Annotated in this window: 15 protein-coding genes; 9 read left to right on the forward strand and 6 right to left on the reverse strand. The window is 34.2% G+C overall.

Annotated features, from left to right (window positions below; all coding sequences use genetic code 11):
• Positions 1-53: 53 nt before the first annotated feature.
• The 4 genes from RQM59_RS07895 to RQM59_RS07910 all read left to right on the forward strand — a co-directional run bounded on the left by RQM59_RS07895 (position 54) and on the right by RQM59_RS07910 (position 5,901).
• Positions 54-2,273, forward strand: coding sequence for a S9 family peptidase (locus RQM59_RS07895; protein ID WP_349241557.1), 2,220 nt, complete (start codon positions 54-56; stop codon positions 2,271-2,273).
• A gap of 5 nt (positions 2,274-2,278) precedes the next feature.
• Positions 2,279-3,673 (forward strand): peptide MFS transporter, encoded by a 1,395-nt coding sequence (locus RQM59_RS07900; protein ID WP_349241558.1) that lies wholly within the window; start codon positions 2,279-2,281, stop codon positions 3,671-3,673.
• 78 nt (positions 3,674-3,751) lie between these two features.
• Positions 3,752-5,296, forward strand: coding sequence for a peptide MFS transporter (locus RQM59_RS07905; protein ID WP_349241559.1), 1,545 nt, complete (start codon positions 3,752-3,754; stop codon positions 5,294-5,296).
• Between the two features lie 89 nt (positions 5,297-5,385).
• A complete protein-coding gene (locus RQM59_RS07910) occupies positions 5,386-5,901 on the forward strand; it encodes a thioredoxin family protein (protein ID WP_349241560.1) in 516 nt (171 codons plus the stop codon).
• Positions 5,902-5,904: 3 nt separating this feature from the next.
• Here the strand turns inward: RQM59_RS07910 and RQM59_RS07915 are convergent, their stop codons facing one another.
• The 4 genes from RQM59_RS07915 to surE all read right to left on the reverse strand — a co-directional run bounded on the left by RQM59_RS07915 (position 5,905) and on the right by surE (position 10,189).
• Positions 5,905-7,923 carry a ComEC/Rec2 family competence protein gene (locus RQM59_RS07915; protein ID WP_349241561.1) on the reverse strand — a complete coding sequence of 673 codons (2,019 nt, stop codon included), beginning with the start codon at positions 7,921-7,923 and terminating at the stop codon, positions 5,905-5,907.
• A gap of 32 nt (positions 7,924-7,955) precedes the next feature.
• On the reverse strand, positions 7,956-9,062 hold the full coding sequence (gene lpxB, locus RQM59_RS07920; RefSeq protein WP_349241562.1) for a lipid-A-disaccharide synthase: 1,107 nt from the start codon (positions 9,060-9,062) through the stop codon (positions 7,956-7,958).
• 81 nt (positions 9,063-9,143) lie between these two features.
• Positions 9,144-9,431, reverse strand: coding sequence for a hypothetical protein (locus RQM59_RS07925; protein WP_349241563.1), 288 nt, complete (start codon positions 9,429-9,431; stop codon positions 9,144-9,146).
• Entirely contained in the window at positions 9,419-10,189 is a 771-nt protein-coding gene (gene surE, locus RQM59_RS07930; protein ID WP_349241564.1) for a 5'/3'-nucleotidase SurE, read from the reverse strand. Before surE ends, RQM59_RS07925 begins: the two co-directional genes overlap by 13 nt.
• A 201-nt stretch (positions 10,190-10,390) precedes the next feature.
• Here surE and RQM59_RS07935 point away from each other — a divergent pair, with 201 nt between their 5' ends.
• From RQM59_RS07935 to RQM59_RS07955, 5 genes are all read left to right on the forward strand, one after another.
• Positions 10,391-12,502 carry a carboxy terminal-processing peptidase gene (locus RQM59_RS07935; RefSeq protein WP_349241565.1) on the forward strand — a complete coding sequence of 704 codons (2,112 nt, stop codon included), beginning with the start codon at positions 10,391-10,393 and terminating at the stop codon, positions 12,500-12,502.
• 73 nt (positions 12,503-12,575) lie between these two features.
• Entirely contained in the window at positions 12,576-13,655 is a 1,080-nt protein-coding gene (locus tag RQM59_RS07940) for an ABC transporter permease (RefSeq protein ID WP_349241566.1), read from the forward strand.
• Positions 13,656-13,667: 12 nt separating this feature from the next.
• Positions 13,668-14,789, forward strand: a complete 1,122-nt coding sequence (locus RQM59_RS07945) for an AraC family transcriptional regulator (RefSeq protein ID WP_349241567.1) — start codon at positions 13,668-13,670, stop codon at positions 14,787-14,789.
• A gap of 103 nt (positions 14,790-14,892) precedes the next feature.
• Positions 14,893-15,486, forward strand: a complete 594-nt coding sequence (locus RQM59_RS07950) for a YceI family protein (protein ID WP_349241568.1) — start codon at positions 14,893-14,895, stop codon at positions 15,484-15,486.
• A 57-nt stretch (positions 15,487-15,543) separates the two neighbouring features.
• Positions 15,544-15,990, forward strand: coding sequence for an acyl-CoA thioesterase (locus tag RQM59_RS07955; RefSeq protein WP_349241569.1), 447 nt, complete (start codon positions 15,544-15,546; stop codon positions 15,988-15,990).
• A gap of 29 nt (positions 15,991-16,019) precedes the next feature.
• On the opposite strand, the gene RQM59_RS07960 is transcribed toward RQM59_RS07955, so the two are convergent.
• Together RQM59_RS07960 and RQM59_RS07965 are read right to left on the reverse strand one after the other, a co-directional pair.
• On the reverse strand, positions 16,020-16,469 hold the full coding sequence (locus tag RQM59_RS07960; RefSeq protein WP_349241570.1) for a DoxX family membrane protein: 450 nt from the start codon (positions 16,467-16,469) through the stop codon (positions 16,020-16,022).
• A gap of 3 nt (positions 16,470-16,472) precedes the next feature.
• Positions 16,473-17,096, reverse strand: coding sequence for an HmuY family protein (locus tag RQM59_RS07965; RefSeq protein ID WP_349241571.1), 624 nt, complete (start codon positions 17,094-17,096; stop codon positions 16,473-16,475).
• Positions 17,097-17,106: the final 10 nt, after the last annotated feature.

The raw sequence follows: 17,106 nt of genomic DNA on the forward strand, positions 1-17,106 counted from the left end.
TTTGCTGATTTTTCCGTAAACTTGGCATTCTATTATTAAATCTTGAAATTAGAATGAAGAAAATATTCATTTTAGCAGCAATCTCTCTTTTTATTAGCTGCGACAATACAAAAACTCCAACAGCAAAAATACAAACAGGTACTAAAGAAATTACAGTAGAGGAAATATGGAATGGAGCCTTTAGAACCAATAGAATGAACGCTTTAAATTCTATGAATGGGGATTTTTATTCTTTGTTGAACAGAGATAGAGACGCAGGAACGAGTTCGGTAGATAAATACAGCTATGAAACCTTAGAAAAAGTAGTTACCATTGTTGATAGCAAAAACTTAAAAAGATTAAAGAGTTTTAGCTCTTATAGCTTTAACAATGATGAAACGAAGCTAATTTTAGGAACTAACTTTAAACAGGTATACAGAAGATCTTTTAAAGGAACCTATTACGCATATGATATAGCTTCCAAAAAATTATCGTTGATAGGAAAAGGAATTCAAGAGCCTACTTTTTCACCTGATAACAAAAAAGTAGCCTATGCCAAAGATAATAACCTATACATTAAGAACCTTCAGAACAACAGTGTACTTCAGGTTACGAAAGACGGAAAAACAAATAGTATTATTAATGGAACTACTGATTGGGTATACGAAGAGGAGTTTGCATTTGTAAGAGCATATGAGTGGAGCAATGACAGCAAGTTCATTGCTTTTTTACGTTTTGATGAAACGAACGTACCTCAGTTCTCTATGGATATCGTAGGAAAAGAATTATATCCTTCTCAACAAGTATTTAAATATCCTAAAGCTGGAGAGAAAAATGCTAAAGTGAGTCTACACATGTATAATGTGAATGGCAATGCTACTAGAAAAGTTTCGTTAGGTGCTTATGAATATATTCCAAGAATTCAATGGTCTAATACTAACAATGTGTTAGTCGCTACAACATTAAATCGTCATCAAAATGATCTAAAGTTATACAAGGTAAATGCTTCTAATGTATCAACTTCTTTGTTACTAAATGAAAAAGATGCTGCCTATGTAGATGTAAAAGATGATTTAACATTCTTACCCGATAACAGTTTTATATGGACGAGTGAAAAAGATGGTTTCAATCATATTTACCATTATGGTTTTAATGGAAAATTGATCAACCAAATCACAAAAGGACCTTGGGAAGTGACCAATTATTATGGATATAACCCAACTAAAAAGACTGTTTATTATCAATCCGTAGAAAACGGCTCTATCAATAGAGGGGTATATAGCATTGGGTTAGATGGAAAGAATAAGAAATTATTGAGTAATGAAGATGGTAATAACAGGGCTTCATTTAGCAAGAATTTAAATTACTTTATCAATACACATTCCACGACAGAAATTCCACCTATATACAGTCTATATACTGCTGAAGGTGAAATGAAGGAAGTCGTAAAAGATAATGGTGATCTGAAAACAAAGCTGGCGGACTATAAAATGAGTCCTAAAGAATTCTCTACCATCAGAATCAATGGAAATGATTTGAATATGTGGATGATCAAACCAGCAGACTTTGATGAAAATAAAGAATATCCTTTGTTAATGTTCCAATATTCTGGTCCAGGATCTCAGCAAGTAGCAAACCGTTGGAATGGCTCTAATGACTACTGGCATAATATGCTGGCCCAAAAAGGCATCATTGTTGTGTGTATTGATGGGCGAGGAACGGGTTTAAAAGGAAGGGATTTCAAAAAAGTAACTCAAAAAGAGCTAGGAAAATTCGAAGTTGAAGATCAAATTGCTGCAGCTAAAAAATTGGCAGAACGCAGTTATATTGACAAAAATAATATTGGTATTTGGGGATGGAGTTATGGCGGATTTATGAGTACCAATTGTATTCTAAAAGGAAGTGACATTTTCTCTACGGCTATTGCAGTAGCACCTGTAACTTCCTGGAGATTTTACGATACAGTATATACGGAACGATATATGCAAACACCGCAAGAAAATGCGAGCGGATATGATGATAATTCCCCTATTAATTATGCTGATAAGCTAAAAGGGAATTACCTAATTGTTCATGGATCTGGTGATGATAATGTGCATGTTCAAAACACCATGAGAATGGTGAACGCTTTAATTGAGGCCAACAAACCTTTTGACCAAGCAATTTATCCAGACAGAACCCATGGTATCTTCAGAGGAAAGAATACCAGGTTGCATTTATATAAAAAAATGACTTCTTTTATAGAAGAGAATATGAACAGTAAAAAAGACAACGATATTAAAATTAAAGGATAATATTTATGGCAGATTCAACTATTAAACAACCACATGAAAAAGAATTATTTGGGCATCCAGTAGGATTGTATGTTTTATTTTTTACCGAGATGTGGGAACGTTTCTCATATTACGGAATGAGAGCACTTCTTGTACTGTACCTAACCTCAAAAACAACAGATTTAAATCCAGGTGTTGGTTGGACCCAAGGAGATGCATTAGCACTTTATGGTTGGTATACTGCATTAGTATATATTATGTCTATTCCCGGTGGTATTCTCGCCGATAAATTTTTAGGTCAAAAGAAATCAGTAATTCTTGGAGCCATACTCTTGGTAATTGGACACAGCGTTCTTGCTATAGAAGCTATGTGGGCATTTTATACAGGACTTGTCTTTATAATCCTAGGTGTAGGTTGTTTAAAACCAAATATTTCCACTATGGTTGGAGGCCTATATAAGAAAGGTGATGTGCGAAGAGATAAAGGTTTTACCATTTTTTATATTGGTATTAACATCGGAGCATTTTTATCTGGTCTGGTAGTTGGATATGTAGGAGAGGTTCATGGTTGGCACTATGGATTCGGTTTGGCCGGAATCTTAATGGTGTTAGGTTTAATTCAATTTCTAGCAGGACAAAGATACTTGGTTCATGTCGGGAATTATTTAGGAAAATCTGATAAAAAAGAAGATCAAGAAGCATATAAAAGACCACTTACTAAAGTTGAAAAAGACAGAGTTATCGTTTTGCTAATTTCTTTCTTATTGATCATTGCTTTTTTCGCTGCTTTTGAACAAGCAGGCGGTTTAATGAACATTTATGCTAAGGAGAAAACAAATAGGATGCTAATGGGCTGGGAAGTACCTGCTACTTGGTTTCAATCTTTGAATTCCTTTTTTATTATAACCTTGGGTGTCGCCATAGCAGCGTTCTGGGCTAGACGAAAATTAAAGGGAACAGAAGCTTCTTCATTATATAAAATGATTATAGGTTTAGGGATAACAGGTCTTGGGTTCTTATTTATGTCTGCTGCTGCTGCTGAATATGATGACACGGGAAGCTCTATGATGATTTGGCTTGTTTTGGCATATTTATTCCACACTGTTGGTGAGTTATGTTTATCACCTGTTTCGCTTTCTTTTGTAACCAAACTAGCTCCTGCAAAATACGCATCTATAATGATGGGTATTTATTTCGCTACTACAGGATTAGGAAATAAAGCTGCTGGGTTGCTTGGTGAGTCTTCTTCCATTTTTGGTGAGTTTAAAGTTTTCACTGGAATAGCAATTTTCTGTATAGTGTTTGCATTTTTAGTATTCCTATTCTTTAAAAAATTAAAGGCGTTAACTCATGGTGCAGAAGATAATGAAGTTGATTTCAGTACCAAAGAGGCTGAAGGATTTGAATTAGCTGACGAATAAACCAAAAAAATATTATAAACCTCATACTATTAAAATGTATGAGGTTTTTTCTTATATAAAAATCAAAATATATTTTTCATGAGTACCGCAAAAACCAATGAATTTAGCTTACTAAATCATAAACCAGCCTTATTTGTTTTATTTTTTACTGAAATGTGGGAACGCTTTTCTTACTATGGAATGCGTGCCATTTTTGTCCTATTTCTTACAGCGCCATTAATTGATGGAGGCTGGGAATGGACTAGGGAAAGAGCTATTGCCTTGTTAGGAATATATACCAGTTCGGTATATCTAACACCCCTTATTGGTGGGTGGATTGCAGATAAATTTGCGGGATATCAAAAGGCAGTAGCGCTTGGAGCTCTTGCTATGACTTTGGGTCATGCCTCATTGGCTTTTGAAACAGAATTTATGTTTTATATAGGAGTTGGATTATTAATCATTGGAAATGGTTTATTCAAACCTAATGTAACCTCTATTGTAAGTGGATTATACGACAAATATCCTGAGCGTAAAGATGGGGCTTTTACCATATTCTATATGGGTGTTAATGCTGGAGGGTTTTTAGGTGTTTTATTATGTGGGTTTTTAGCAAGTAACTTAAGTTATTCATGGGGATTCGGATTGGCTGGTTTATTTATGTTTTTAGGAATGCTGCAATTCTGGTTTGGTAGAAATATTTTTGAGAATGTAGGGAAACAACCTTCTAAAGAAGTAAATCTTACAGATGCTATTGACAAAGTAGAAGTTAATAACGAAAAAGTACCTGCAAATGTGCAACGAGATCGTTATATCGTGGTTGCAATATTGGCATTTTTTACTGTATTCTTTTGGGCTTCTTTTGAACAGGCCAGTGGTTCAATGACCGTCTTTGCAAATGATTATACACAACGAACTCTGGAAGGGGATTCAGCTTTCATTTTTAAGATTGTCGACGTTTTAGTTTCTACGGTTCCATTACTAATAATAACATGGGTTTTATTCAAACTATTTAGACAAACTTTTAGGAAAATATCCTTATCAAATATTGTTTTAGGTACTAGCTTTCTAGCTGTATGGGGATTAGTAATATGGAAATTAAGTGTCATTATGCCAAAGGAAAATGCCGAAGTTGAAGCATCTTGGTTTCTAATCTTAAACTCTCTTTTTATCATATTCCTTGCGCCGCTTTTTTCTAAGTGGTGGGAAAGTAAATACAACCCTTCCGCGGCAGTAAAATTTGGTATTGGAATGGTACTATTAGGAATAGGTTTTGCAGCATTAGCCTATGGTTCTAGTGGCATTCCTCAAGGAGCAAAGACCGCTTCGGTAAGTATGATTTGGTTAGTATTAGCCTATTTACTTCATACTATGGGGGAACTTTGTGTTTCTCCTGTTGGGCTTTCTTACGTTTCTAAACTTGTTCCTCCTAAGAAGATTGGCATGATGTTCGGTATTTGGTATTTAGTCAATTTCTTGGGTAATTTTTTAGCAGCGTTTGTTGGGAAATATATAGACGTAATCGTGGAACAATTCTCTATGTCTTACTTCTTTCTAATATTTACGCTTATTCCAGCTGGAGTAGGTGTTATATTTTTAATCCTAAATCCGATAATAAAAAAACTCATGCATGGAATTCGTTAAGAACTTAATTCCATGTTAAAATAAAAGCACTCCAAAAAGAGTGCTTTTATTTTTTGTAAATTTGTGACTCGATTATCGACTTAAACTCTATGAAGAACTATATACTTATACTCCTTATTGCTTTTTTCAGCACTTCCATAAATGGGCAAGAAGTGAACTGGATTTCCTTCGAAAAAGCTATTGAACTCAATAAGAAAGAGAAAAAGATGATCTTATTAGATGTCTATACCGATTGGTGTGGCTATTGTAAAAAGATGGATAAGATTACCTATAAGAATAAGGTAATTGTAGATTATATAAATAAACATTTTTATGCGGTGAAGTTGGATGGTGAAGGTAAAAAAGACATCACCTATAAAGACTATACATTTAAATATAGAAAAAAAGGACGCTCTAAATTTCACGAATTACCTGCGACCATTTTAAATGGAAAATTAAGTTACCCTACTACTGTTTTTTTAGATAAAGATGAAAAACTACTAGACCGGATTCCTGGATATTTAGATGTGAAAACTATGGAAAAAGTAATCGCTTATTTTGCCCAGGAAAAATACAAATCTCAAAAATGGGATGATTTTGTAAAGAATTTCAAGAGTAGCATCTAAAAGTTACTTTTTCAAAATATAAGCTCCATTTTGGCCAGTGTACCAAAATGGAGTTTTCTTTTCTATGCATGTTTTTTCCCATTTAGCAACCGTACTTTTATAGTTAGAACCATCTGCGATAATCACCTTGGGATTTAAACGGGTAATTAGCCTTTCCAAATTTATCCTTGGAGATTGTCTCAATAGTATTATTGCATTTTCATACCCTTTAAACTCATAGACCCCTTTTTTATCGACAATTAGTAACTCTTCATTTCCTATCTGGTAATAATTGTGTAACCTTTCATCAAAGTATACAAAAACATCCTCTCCTAGAAGATACGATTTTACTGCGTGATCCCCTTGCAGATCTAACAGGTTCATATCGCTATATATACACAAAGAATCTTGCAGTCGCTCACCAATTATTGTTCTTTTGCTCTTATGAAAAACAATCAATGCCTTAGGTGAGTTTTTTTCATATTCTTTATACATCAAAACAGATTGAAAGAGTATTATCGTTCCTAATGCCACCATCATTTTTTTTGGATGCCATTTTGAACATAGGCTTCCAACGCTTAAAATCACAAAATAACTTGCTATCATGAGCATCATGGAGAAAGAGATCTCTGTTATAAGAAACTGCTCTTGAGCGGCAATCCAACTCACAAAACTGTTCATTGTAGCCACAGTAACTTCATATACTTCCACTAAAAAGTGAGGCAACACTCCTATTAAGGAAAGGAATATGATTAGAATTCCTCCTAGTAAAATCATCCCCAGAAAAGGAACAATAACTAGGTTAGAAATTATAAAGAGCCCTGGAAATTGATGGAAATAATATAAGCTCAATGGCAAGATCATTGCTTGAGCGGCTATGGATACCGTGCTCAATTGCCAGAGTTTATTCACTATAGTATATTTAGGTTTCCATAGGTTAGAAATCATAGGTTGTATCCAAACAATCCCAAAAACAGCTAAATAGCTTAACTGAAAACCAACATCAAATAGGAACAAGGGTTTTATTAGTAATAGGAAAAAAGCAGAGCTCAGCAAAGCATTTAAAACACCTCCCGATCTTTTCGTCATCATACCAAATGCCACAAATGTGAACATAGTAACCGCTCTCACCACAGAAGCGGACAGTCCAGCTATTAAAGCAAACATCCAAAGAAGTACAACAACTATTAGTGTTTTATAGAATTTTCCATTTTTTATTCTTTCGATTGGACCCAACACATAAGAGAAAATCAGCAATAATATTCCCACATGTAAACCAGAAACAGCTAAAATATGAATGGCTCCTGCCTTTGTATAACTTTCTATAAGACCCACAGAAATATCTCGTCTTTGTCCCAATAATAATGCATTCATAACACCTAATACATCCTTGTCAACTATTGACTTTCGTAACGAAATCTCAATTGAATTCCGTATTTCAGAAGCCATGGTTTGTAACGAATTTTGACGTTGTTCCATAATGACATATTCTGAATTCTTCACAAAAACTTGATGATAAATACCTTGTTTTTCCAAATAAGATCCATAATCGAATTGATGTGGATTCAATGGAGATGATACCTTTTCAATTTTAGGTTTCAAAAACAGTATATCACCAACTTTTAATCTTTTCTCAATAGAATCTTTATCAAGGTTTAATAATATGTTCCCGCGCACAGGTGTAGTATCTAACTGAAGAATAGTAGCCTCATACTTATAATTGTATGTACTACTTTTAAGCTCCTTTTGTATGGCAATTACTGCAGAAGCATTGTCCTTCTTATGATGGCCGTAGTATGTACTATAATTTCTGTCATCCTGGGCATAAACAACGGCAACTCCGATACAAAAAAAGAACAACCAAACACTGAAAAAATAGAGCTTTGATCTTCTTAAAAGAATTAATATAATGAACAATGCAAAGGCTACATATGCCATTGCTAAAAACCCATAAGACCATATTCTAAAATTGAACTGGGAGGTGATTCCAATAATAAGAGATAAAGTAAAATGGAATGGTAAGTATTCCAATAACTTTTTCATAACAGAATAAAGTTACAAAAAAGTATAAAATATTAAGCGTTTTCTACAATCAAAGTAGCAGCTTTTTCCGAAGCCCCTGTTCCGCCTAACTTCTTTTCTAATTCAAAATAATCCAAGAACAGTTTTTCCTGATGTTTAGTATCTAAGATTAAAGACAATTCTTTCTCAATATTTTTTGAATTAAAATCGTTCTGGATCAATTCTTTTACCACTTCTTTATCCATAATTAAATTGACCAAAGAAATAAACTTTAACGTAATTATCCTTTTAGCAATTTGATAGGATATGGCACTTCCTTTATAACAAACAACCTGTGGCACTTTAAACAAAGCGGTTTCTAAAGTTGCTGTTCCAGAAGCTACAAGCGCCGCATTAGAAATACTCAGCAAGTCATAGGTTTTATTATTTACAAAAGACACCCGTCTTCCTCCTATGATCTTCTTGTAGAATTCAAAAGGTTGACTTGGCGCTCCACCAATCACAAATTCATACTCAGTAAACGTATCGATCATGGTAAGCATTACTGAAAGCATCTTTGTAATTTCCTGCTTTCGACTTCCCGGTAATAAAGCTATAATTGGTTTATCCGATAGCTGATGTTCTTTTCTGAAGGAGGCCTCATCCACTTGCTTTCTATTCGCAATAGCATCAATTAAAGGATGTCCAACAAAATGTACATCATAGTCGTATTTTTTATAAAACTCTTTTTCAAAAGGCAATATCACATACATAGCATCAATATCTCTTTTAATACTTTGCACTCTACTTGCTCTAGAAGCCCACACCTGTGGTGAGATATAATAATTTGTTCGATAATTCTCCGTTTTCGCCCATTTAGCAATACGTAAATTAAAGCCCGAATAATCTATAAAAATGATGACATCTGGATGAAAAGAAGCAATATCTTTTTTACAAAAAGAAATGTTTTTGAAAATAGTAGAAACATTCATTAACACTTCAATAAAGCCCATAAATGCAAGTTCTTTATAATGCTTTACTAAAGTACCCCCTGCAGCTTCCATCAAGTCACCTCCCCAAAACCTAATATTTGCCTCCTTGTCTTTCTCAAAGATGGCCTTCATCAAATTGGATCCATGAAGATCTCCAGAAGCTTCACCCGCTATGATATAATATTTCATGATCAAAATTGTCAGGTCGAGCGGAGTCGAGACCTAAATTTATAACCTCTCGATTCCGCTCGAGGTGGCATTATTTAATTTTTAAAATAACTTTAATACAAATGTAGTTAATGCAGTTAATATGGAAGCTATTAAAACTCCTCTTGCTCTATAATCCTGTCTTTTCTTTATGAAGATGAAGAAAACAAAAATGTTAGGGAGCGCAGCCAACGCTAACACCTGACCATACAAATTTCCTTCTTTGATCATCTCAACGGTCGCATCAAAACTATACTTCGAAAAATACTGTAAGTACAGAAAGATTCCACATGCGGTAGAAAAGATGGATACCAGGATTCCAATAAGAATATCTTTTTTTATAGTCCCCATGAATTTAATTTTTGGATCATATGATGAGCAGTAAGATCAAATTGTACAGGGACAACAGAGATAAATCCGTTTTCTAAAGCCCAAACATCCGTGTCTTCTCCTCCATCTTTATTAACGAATTCCCCGGATAACCAATAGTATTCTTTTCCAAACGGACTTGTTCTTTTATCAAAATCTTCTTTCCAATACCCATTTGCTTGTCGGCAAACTTTGATTCCCTTGATCTCTTTTTTTGAAAGTTTTGGAATATTAACATTTAAGACGGTTCCTTCAGAAATTCCATTTTCAAGTGCACTTAACGTGATTTTCTTTACAAAATCTTCAGAAGCCTTGAAATCTGCATGCCATTTAAAATCTAATAAAGAAAAACCAATTGCAGGAATTCCTTCGATTCCTGCCTCAACCGCCGCACTCATCGTTCCAGAATAAATTACATTGATTGACGAATTTGATCCATGATTAATTCCTGATACACAAAGGTCTGGTTTTCTATTCAAGATCTCGTTGATAGCCATTTTCACACAATCGGCAGGTGTACCCGAACAGCTGTATTCTATTTGTGGTCCATCATCTACAGTTATTGGGTTACAATGCAATACATTATCAACCGTAATTGCATGTCCCATACCACTTTGCGGACTATCTGGAGCTACGACAACTACATCTCCTATTTTATTCATTATTCGTATGAGAGATCGAATTCCTGGTGCGGTAATACCATCATCATTCGTAACTAAAATTAGCGGTTTTTCATTCATCGTAGTAAATTATTTACAACAAAAATAAGTGAAATAAATCGAACTTCTTTTTAACATTTTGTAAAGATTTATTTCATTCTTTTTTGGTTAACATTGTATATCTATCTAAGGTATAAAACCATCAAAAAAATTTGGCATCATTTTAGTACCTTAGCAAGGTTTATAAATGTAATTATTAACTTTTAAAACGACAGAAGATTTATGAAGACGAAATTTATAATCCCATTTTTGGCCTTCCTACTTATAGGAACCAGCATTCATGCAAATACAGATAAAGATCCTGAAAAAGATAAAGTGATCGTATATGTACTTAAGAATATGCTAACGAGGTTTCATTTTGTGGAAAAAGATTTAAATGATGATTTTTCTGAATTAGTTTTTAAAAATTTTATCGATGGACTAGATCCATCAAAAAGGTATTTTACCCAAAAGGATATTCAAAAATTCTCCAAGTACAAGTATCAGATAGATAATCAGATTAAAAATGAGAATCTAACCTTCTACAATTTGGTGTATAGTCGTTTTACTGAAAAGATCAAATCAGCAAAGGAGTATTACGGAAAATTACTCGAAGCTCCTTTTAACTATAAGAAAAAAGAAATTATTGATGTTGATTTTGATAAAGTTCCTTTCGCGGAAAATGAAAATCAGCTGATCGACTATTGGAGAAAACAATTAAAGCTACAAACGATAGGTAAAATTCAAGAAAAGGAAGAATTAGAAGCAGAAAAAAGTAAGAACGATAAAAACTATGAAAAAAGAGCGTTCAAAGTACTAGAAAAAGAAGCTAGAGCTGAAGTATTGAAAAATATGAATGAACTGTATTTAAGAATTGAGGAACTTGAACATGAAGATTGGTTCTCTACTTTTTTAAACAGTGTCGTTGCTGGATTTGACCCTCATACGTCCTATATGGACCCAAGAATCAAAGAACGTTTCGATCAAGATATGTCTGGTAAACTTGAGGGTATTGGCGCGCGTTTACAAAAAAAAGGTATTTACACACATGTAGTCGAGTTAGTTTCAGGTGGACCGGCTTGGAAGCAAGGTGAATTAGAAGCTGGAGATATTATTTTGAAAGTTGCTCAGGGAGATAAAGAACCTTTAGACATTGTTGGTATGCGTTTAGATGATGCTATTAAATTTATCAAAGGTCCAAAAGGCACTAAGGTTCAATTAACTGTAAAGAAAAAACTAGACGGCTCTACAAGAGTCATTCCTATTACCAGAGACGTAGTAGAACTAGAAGAGACCTTCGTAAAGTCATCTGTTGTTATTAAGAATGGTAAGAAATATGGAATTATAGATCTTCCAAAATTTTACATAGATTTTTCAGATGTTACGAATAGAGACTCTGCAAAAGATATGGAGAAAGAGATCAAACGATTAAAAGAAGAAGGTGTGGATGGTCTCTTAATCGACCTTAGAAATAATGGTGGTGGTTCTTTAAAAACAGCTATCGAGATCAGTGGTTTATTTATCAAAGAGGGCCCTGTAGTGCAGGTTAAGTATAGAGGAGAATCTCCTATCATACGAAATGACAAAGATCCTAAAACACAATGGGATGGAAAGCTAGTGATTCTAGTTAATGAACTTTCGGCATCGGCTTCTGAAATTTTAGCAGCAGCAATGCAAGATTATAATAGAGCGGTAATTGTTGGAGGAAATCAAACATATGGAAAAGGAACCGTACAACAGGTAATTCCAATGAATCAGTTTTACCCAAGTTATAATAAAGACATTGGTTTTTTAAAGATGACCATTCAGAAATTTTACAGAGTGAATGGAGGGTCTACGCAAGCTGAAGGAGTTTATTCTGATATTGCTATGCCTAGCAGATATAGTTATATGAAATTTGGAGAAAGAGATCTAGATGGAGCTCTAGCATGGGATAAAGTGGCGCAGGCTAAATACATTAAGTCAAATTCTTATGAGAATTTTTCTGATGTCATTAACAACAGTAAAGAGCGTATTGCCAATAGTTCAGATTTTAAGCTTGTAAATGAATATGCAAAATGGTTAAAGAAAGAGCAAGATGATACTACCTATTCTTTAAACTATAAAAATTATGTTCAAGACGTTACCGACAAAGAAGCGTTCGCGAAGAAATTCAACTCGGTTTTTGATTTTAAGTCGAAATTGACCTTTAACTCACCCAAATATGAACTAGCGGCATTAGACAAGGATAAAGAATTGAAGCTTAAAAGAACAAAATGGCATGAAAATCTAGCTAAGGATATGTACGTAAATGAAGCTTTAAATGTCTTAAGTTCTTTGAAGCTAAGAACTGGAAATGAGATTGTAAAGAATTAAAAACAAGATATAATAATTCCTATTAAAACCTGATAAGTTTGTGTAACCTATCAGGTTTTATATTTTTGTAAAGATGTCCGAGCAATCTAAATCACTTTCTCAATTAGCGTTTCAAAAATTCAAGCGAAATAAAATCGGTTTTGTCAGTTTTATTTTTGTCATTTTTTTAGGGCTTGTTGCCATATTTGGATATGTCTTTGCTCCTGACAACAGCAACAGTGCAAACCAGATGCATCTGGAAATTCATTCTAAGAAACCAGGGTTTTCGGTGCTTATGTTAACCATTCCCTCCAAGGATCATAAATCTCAGTCCTGGTTCTCGATTCTTAAAAACGGGAAGTTAAATACGGATACAGAAATTCCAATCAAATCTTATACGGTTGCGAATAATTCTATTTCTTATGTTGGTTATACTGATGGGTTGACCAAAGTATTGCCCCTTGCCAAGGTTTTTAATGATCCGGAAAAATATATTACACAAAGAACTTTTTATTTTGGAACTGATAAATACGGACGAGATGTGCTAAGCAGACTGATTATTGGTACACGTATTTCATTCTTTATTGGATTTATAGCCGTATTTATTTCATTGTTAATAGGAGTTTCTATAGGAGCAGCGGCAGGGTATTTTGGAGGAAAAGTAGACACATTTATTATGTGGTTAATCAATATTACCTGGTCTATACCCACACTGCTTTTAGTTATTGCTATTACGTTAGCATTAGGTAAAGGATACTGGCAGGTTTTTATTGCTGTAGGACTAACCATGTGGGTTGAAGTTGCTAGGGTAGTACGTGGTCAAGTTATGAGTACAAAGCAATTACAATATGTAGAAGCAGCAAAAGCATTAGGGTTTTCAAACTTCAGGATCATCTCCAGGCATATCATTCCTAATATTATGGCACCTGTTATTGTTATTTCTGCAGCTAACTTTGCGTCGGCCATTCTTATTGAAAGTGGCTTAAGCTTTTTGGGAATTGGAGCGCAACCACCTACCCCTTCATGGGGAGCAATGATTAAAAACCATTACAATTATATCATCTTAGGAAAACCATACCTTGCCATTATCCCGGGTGTTGCCATTATGAGCTTAGTAATGGCATTTATGCTCATTGGAAATGCATTGCGTGATGCCTTAGATGTAAAAGATTAAAATTGAACGCTTATGGATATTTGGTCTATTTTAATTATCGTGTTATTGTTTCAAGGAGTTTTCAATTTGAGCGTATTATCTCTTTCATATATTAAAAAGCGCCAAAGGAAAGATCTTTATCTGATTTTAATTACGCTCACTCTTGTTTGGTTTTTATTGGAGTTTTTATCTGTTAGAAATACCTTTAAGGTTCCTTTGAATCTGTTTTACGGCACCAGATATGGTTCCTGGTTACTGTTAGGACCATTGGCCTATTTCTTTTTCAAATCCGCAACAAATTCAACGTGGCGCTTTAAATACATTGATAGTATTCATTTACTTCCATTTATATTCTTTGCTCTTATCATTCCATGGGTATCCAGTGAATCACTTAGTCATCGACAAATACATTATGGTATGCTTGCTGTTTTTGACTACCGTCCAAAAACGGTAGGTATGTTTGAATATGTGTATTCAACTATTTTTTATATTCAATTTATTCACTTAGCGGTGTATCTGCTATTTAACTTGAAGTTGTTAACTAACTATGCCAAAAACCTACAAAAAGAATATTCAAGCATTAATGATTTGAAGTGGTTGAGAATTTTTAATATCATCTTGATATGTATCTTGATATTATCTTCAGCTTATTTATATATACTTTTTATTTCTGATGCGTATTCAAGGTCTCTAGATTACATCTATGTTGTGCCCATTGGTTTATTTATTTACGCAATCAGCTACAAATTGTACAATCATACTTGGTTAGAAGTTAAAATGCAAAAGCGATACCAATCCTCTTCTTTAAAAGAGGATGAAAAGGAAACATATATTCAAGTTTTGGAAAACATAATGCAAGAGCAACATCCATATTTAAAAAATGACCTTCGAATAAAGGATTTGTCTTCAATAGTCAACATCAATCAACACCATCTTTCTCAGTTGATCAATGAGCATTATACATGTTCCTTTTTTGACTTCATTAATCGATATAGGGTTGAAAAAGCAAAAGAAATCATGGTTGGTGGCTCGGAGAAAAATCTGTTACAAATTGCTTTTGAATCGGGGTTCAATAATAAAACTTCATTTATCAATGCCTTCAAAAAATTTAATGGTACCACACCATCACATTTTAGAAAAGGTCTTCTACGTTAATATTTTATTAATATGTCCCTTTTATTGACAATCTTTATAAAGGTTGTCGATAAACAATCTACTTGTTCATAGTATTGATCTTATTAATCAAATACAATAGGTCATGAAAAAAACAACATTTACAAGTTTACTTTTGCTGCTATGCATTCATTTTAGTTTTATCATTATTCCATCTGAACCTTACTCACTGGATCAAGGGCATACATATATCGGCTTTGATGTAGAACGTTTTTTAGTAGGTGAAGTATCAGGCCGGTTTAATGAGTTTTCCGCAGATGTTTCAATGAAGGATAACGATTATACTACTTTGCAACTTGACGCTACGATAAAAGTGGCGAGTATAGACAGCAACAACAAAACGAGAGATGGTCATTTAAAAGGAGAGATATGGCTTGATGAGGCAAATCATCCGACAATTCGTTTTACATCAACATCGGTATCGAAAAATGAATATGGAAAATATATAATGACCGGGAATTTCACGATTAAAGGGATTACGAATACGGTAACATTTCCTATTGTAATTTCTGGTCCATTTAAGGACCCAACTCAAAAAACAGCTATCGGTATTAAAGCAGATTTTGTAATCAACCGGTTTGATTATGGAATAAATCTTGATAAAAAACTCCGCAATGGGTCCTTCTTTATAGGAAAGGACGTAAAAATAAAGATCCGAGCACTTGCATATAAAAACTAGGCACAAGGTTCTAAAAATAAATACTACTTTGTAACTTCGTTTTATAATTTATTGAGCATGAGTTACGAAGTAGCATTTACAACAAAATGGTCCGATTTCGACCCAAATAGACATATGCGGCATACTGCCTATAACGATTATGGTGCCGAGGTACGTATCCGATATTTTGCACATGCAGGGTGTCCTGTAGAGGATTTCGCTAAAGAAGGAGTAGGCCCTATCTTGTTTACCGAACATACTTCTTTCCGAAAAGAGATTCACACGGGTGAAAATATTATTGGAAATGCACGATTATCGGGGCTATCTGAACATGGTGAACGTTGGAAAATTCGACATGAGATTATTAATGAAGCTGGCAAGGTTGCTGCTATCATAGATGTGTATGGTGCATGGCTTGATCTTAAAGAAAGAAAATTGACTTCAATACCTAAAAAATTCAAACATCTTTTTGATGGTATCGAAAGAACAGAAGATTTTGAAATTATTCCGATGGGTAGAAAATAAAAAAGCCTCTCAACTGAGAGGCTTTTTTATTACACTGGTTTTATCCAAAGCAAATGTTTCCATTTATCTTTTTCTTTTAACACCAACGTAATATTAATTGCAAATAATAACCCTGTATTCATTAGTTCTCCTACCTCATCGGATTCAAGAAACAAATGAAATAAGAATATATGTAATGTTATTGGCAGCAAAAATAATGCTCCAATAAACCCTGTTCCCTGAAGAATCAGTAAAAGCCCGAACAAGAATTCACAAATCCCTAGTAATTCCCAGAAATACCCGGTCTGTTTAGCGCCATTTATGTACAGTACCTTTTGTAAGATGTTTTCTTTTTCCGGAGCACTGAATCTTTCTGCTTTTTTAACAACTTCTATGGGAGATGGAGATGGCTTTGAAAATTTTTGAATTCCTCCATAGATCATCATTCCTCCTAAGAATAGTCGTAAGCAAATAAATAGAATATTAATATATTTTTTCATTCTTTAAAAAGTTGTAACTCCTGCATTAGGTTGATATACGTAGTTGAATGTAAAGTACCTACTTTCATCTGTAAAAGCATTTGGCGCAGCTGGTGCATCTTTATAGTAGCTCACGATTTCTACCTTTGCATACTTCCCTTCCGAAGTTTTTACAACAATTACAGTCCCTGCTATTGGCGTTATTAAGTGTGTTGGTGGTCCAGCATATGCATACCATCCGTTTCCACCTCCAGAAGGAATGGCATATCCTGTAGCACTATCTTGAACAAAAGATGCGTCATTTACTTCAGCAACAGCTGCTAACCCTCCAGTAGTGAGATAGATAGCCGCTCCTCCTGTTCTAGCTGGTTCATCCGCAGTACCTAAAGAAACGCCTCCATTAACAATGATGCTCGTTCCTCTAAAGGCAATATCCCAATCCGTATCACTGGTAGTTGTTTGACCTGTTTCAAAATCGAACTTGGTAAAAGCCCCTGAAACTGGTTGCCCCTGACCTCCGCTTTGAGGTGCGTGTAAATTAGAAACCGTTTCCGACTGAATTTGTTCCAGCACTATTGGATCGTTATCATCACATGATAGTATAAAAGTTGAAATTGCAACCGCTATTATAAATTTTACTGTTTTCATTATAGTTTAT

The sequence above is a fragment of the Asprobacillus argus genome, from assembly GCF_032248395.1.
GTDB lineage: Bacteria > Bacteroidota > Bacteroidia > Flavobacteriales > Flavobacteriaceae > Polaribacter > Polaribacter argus.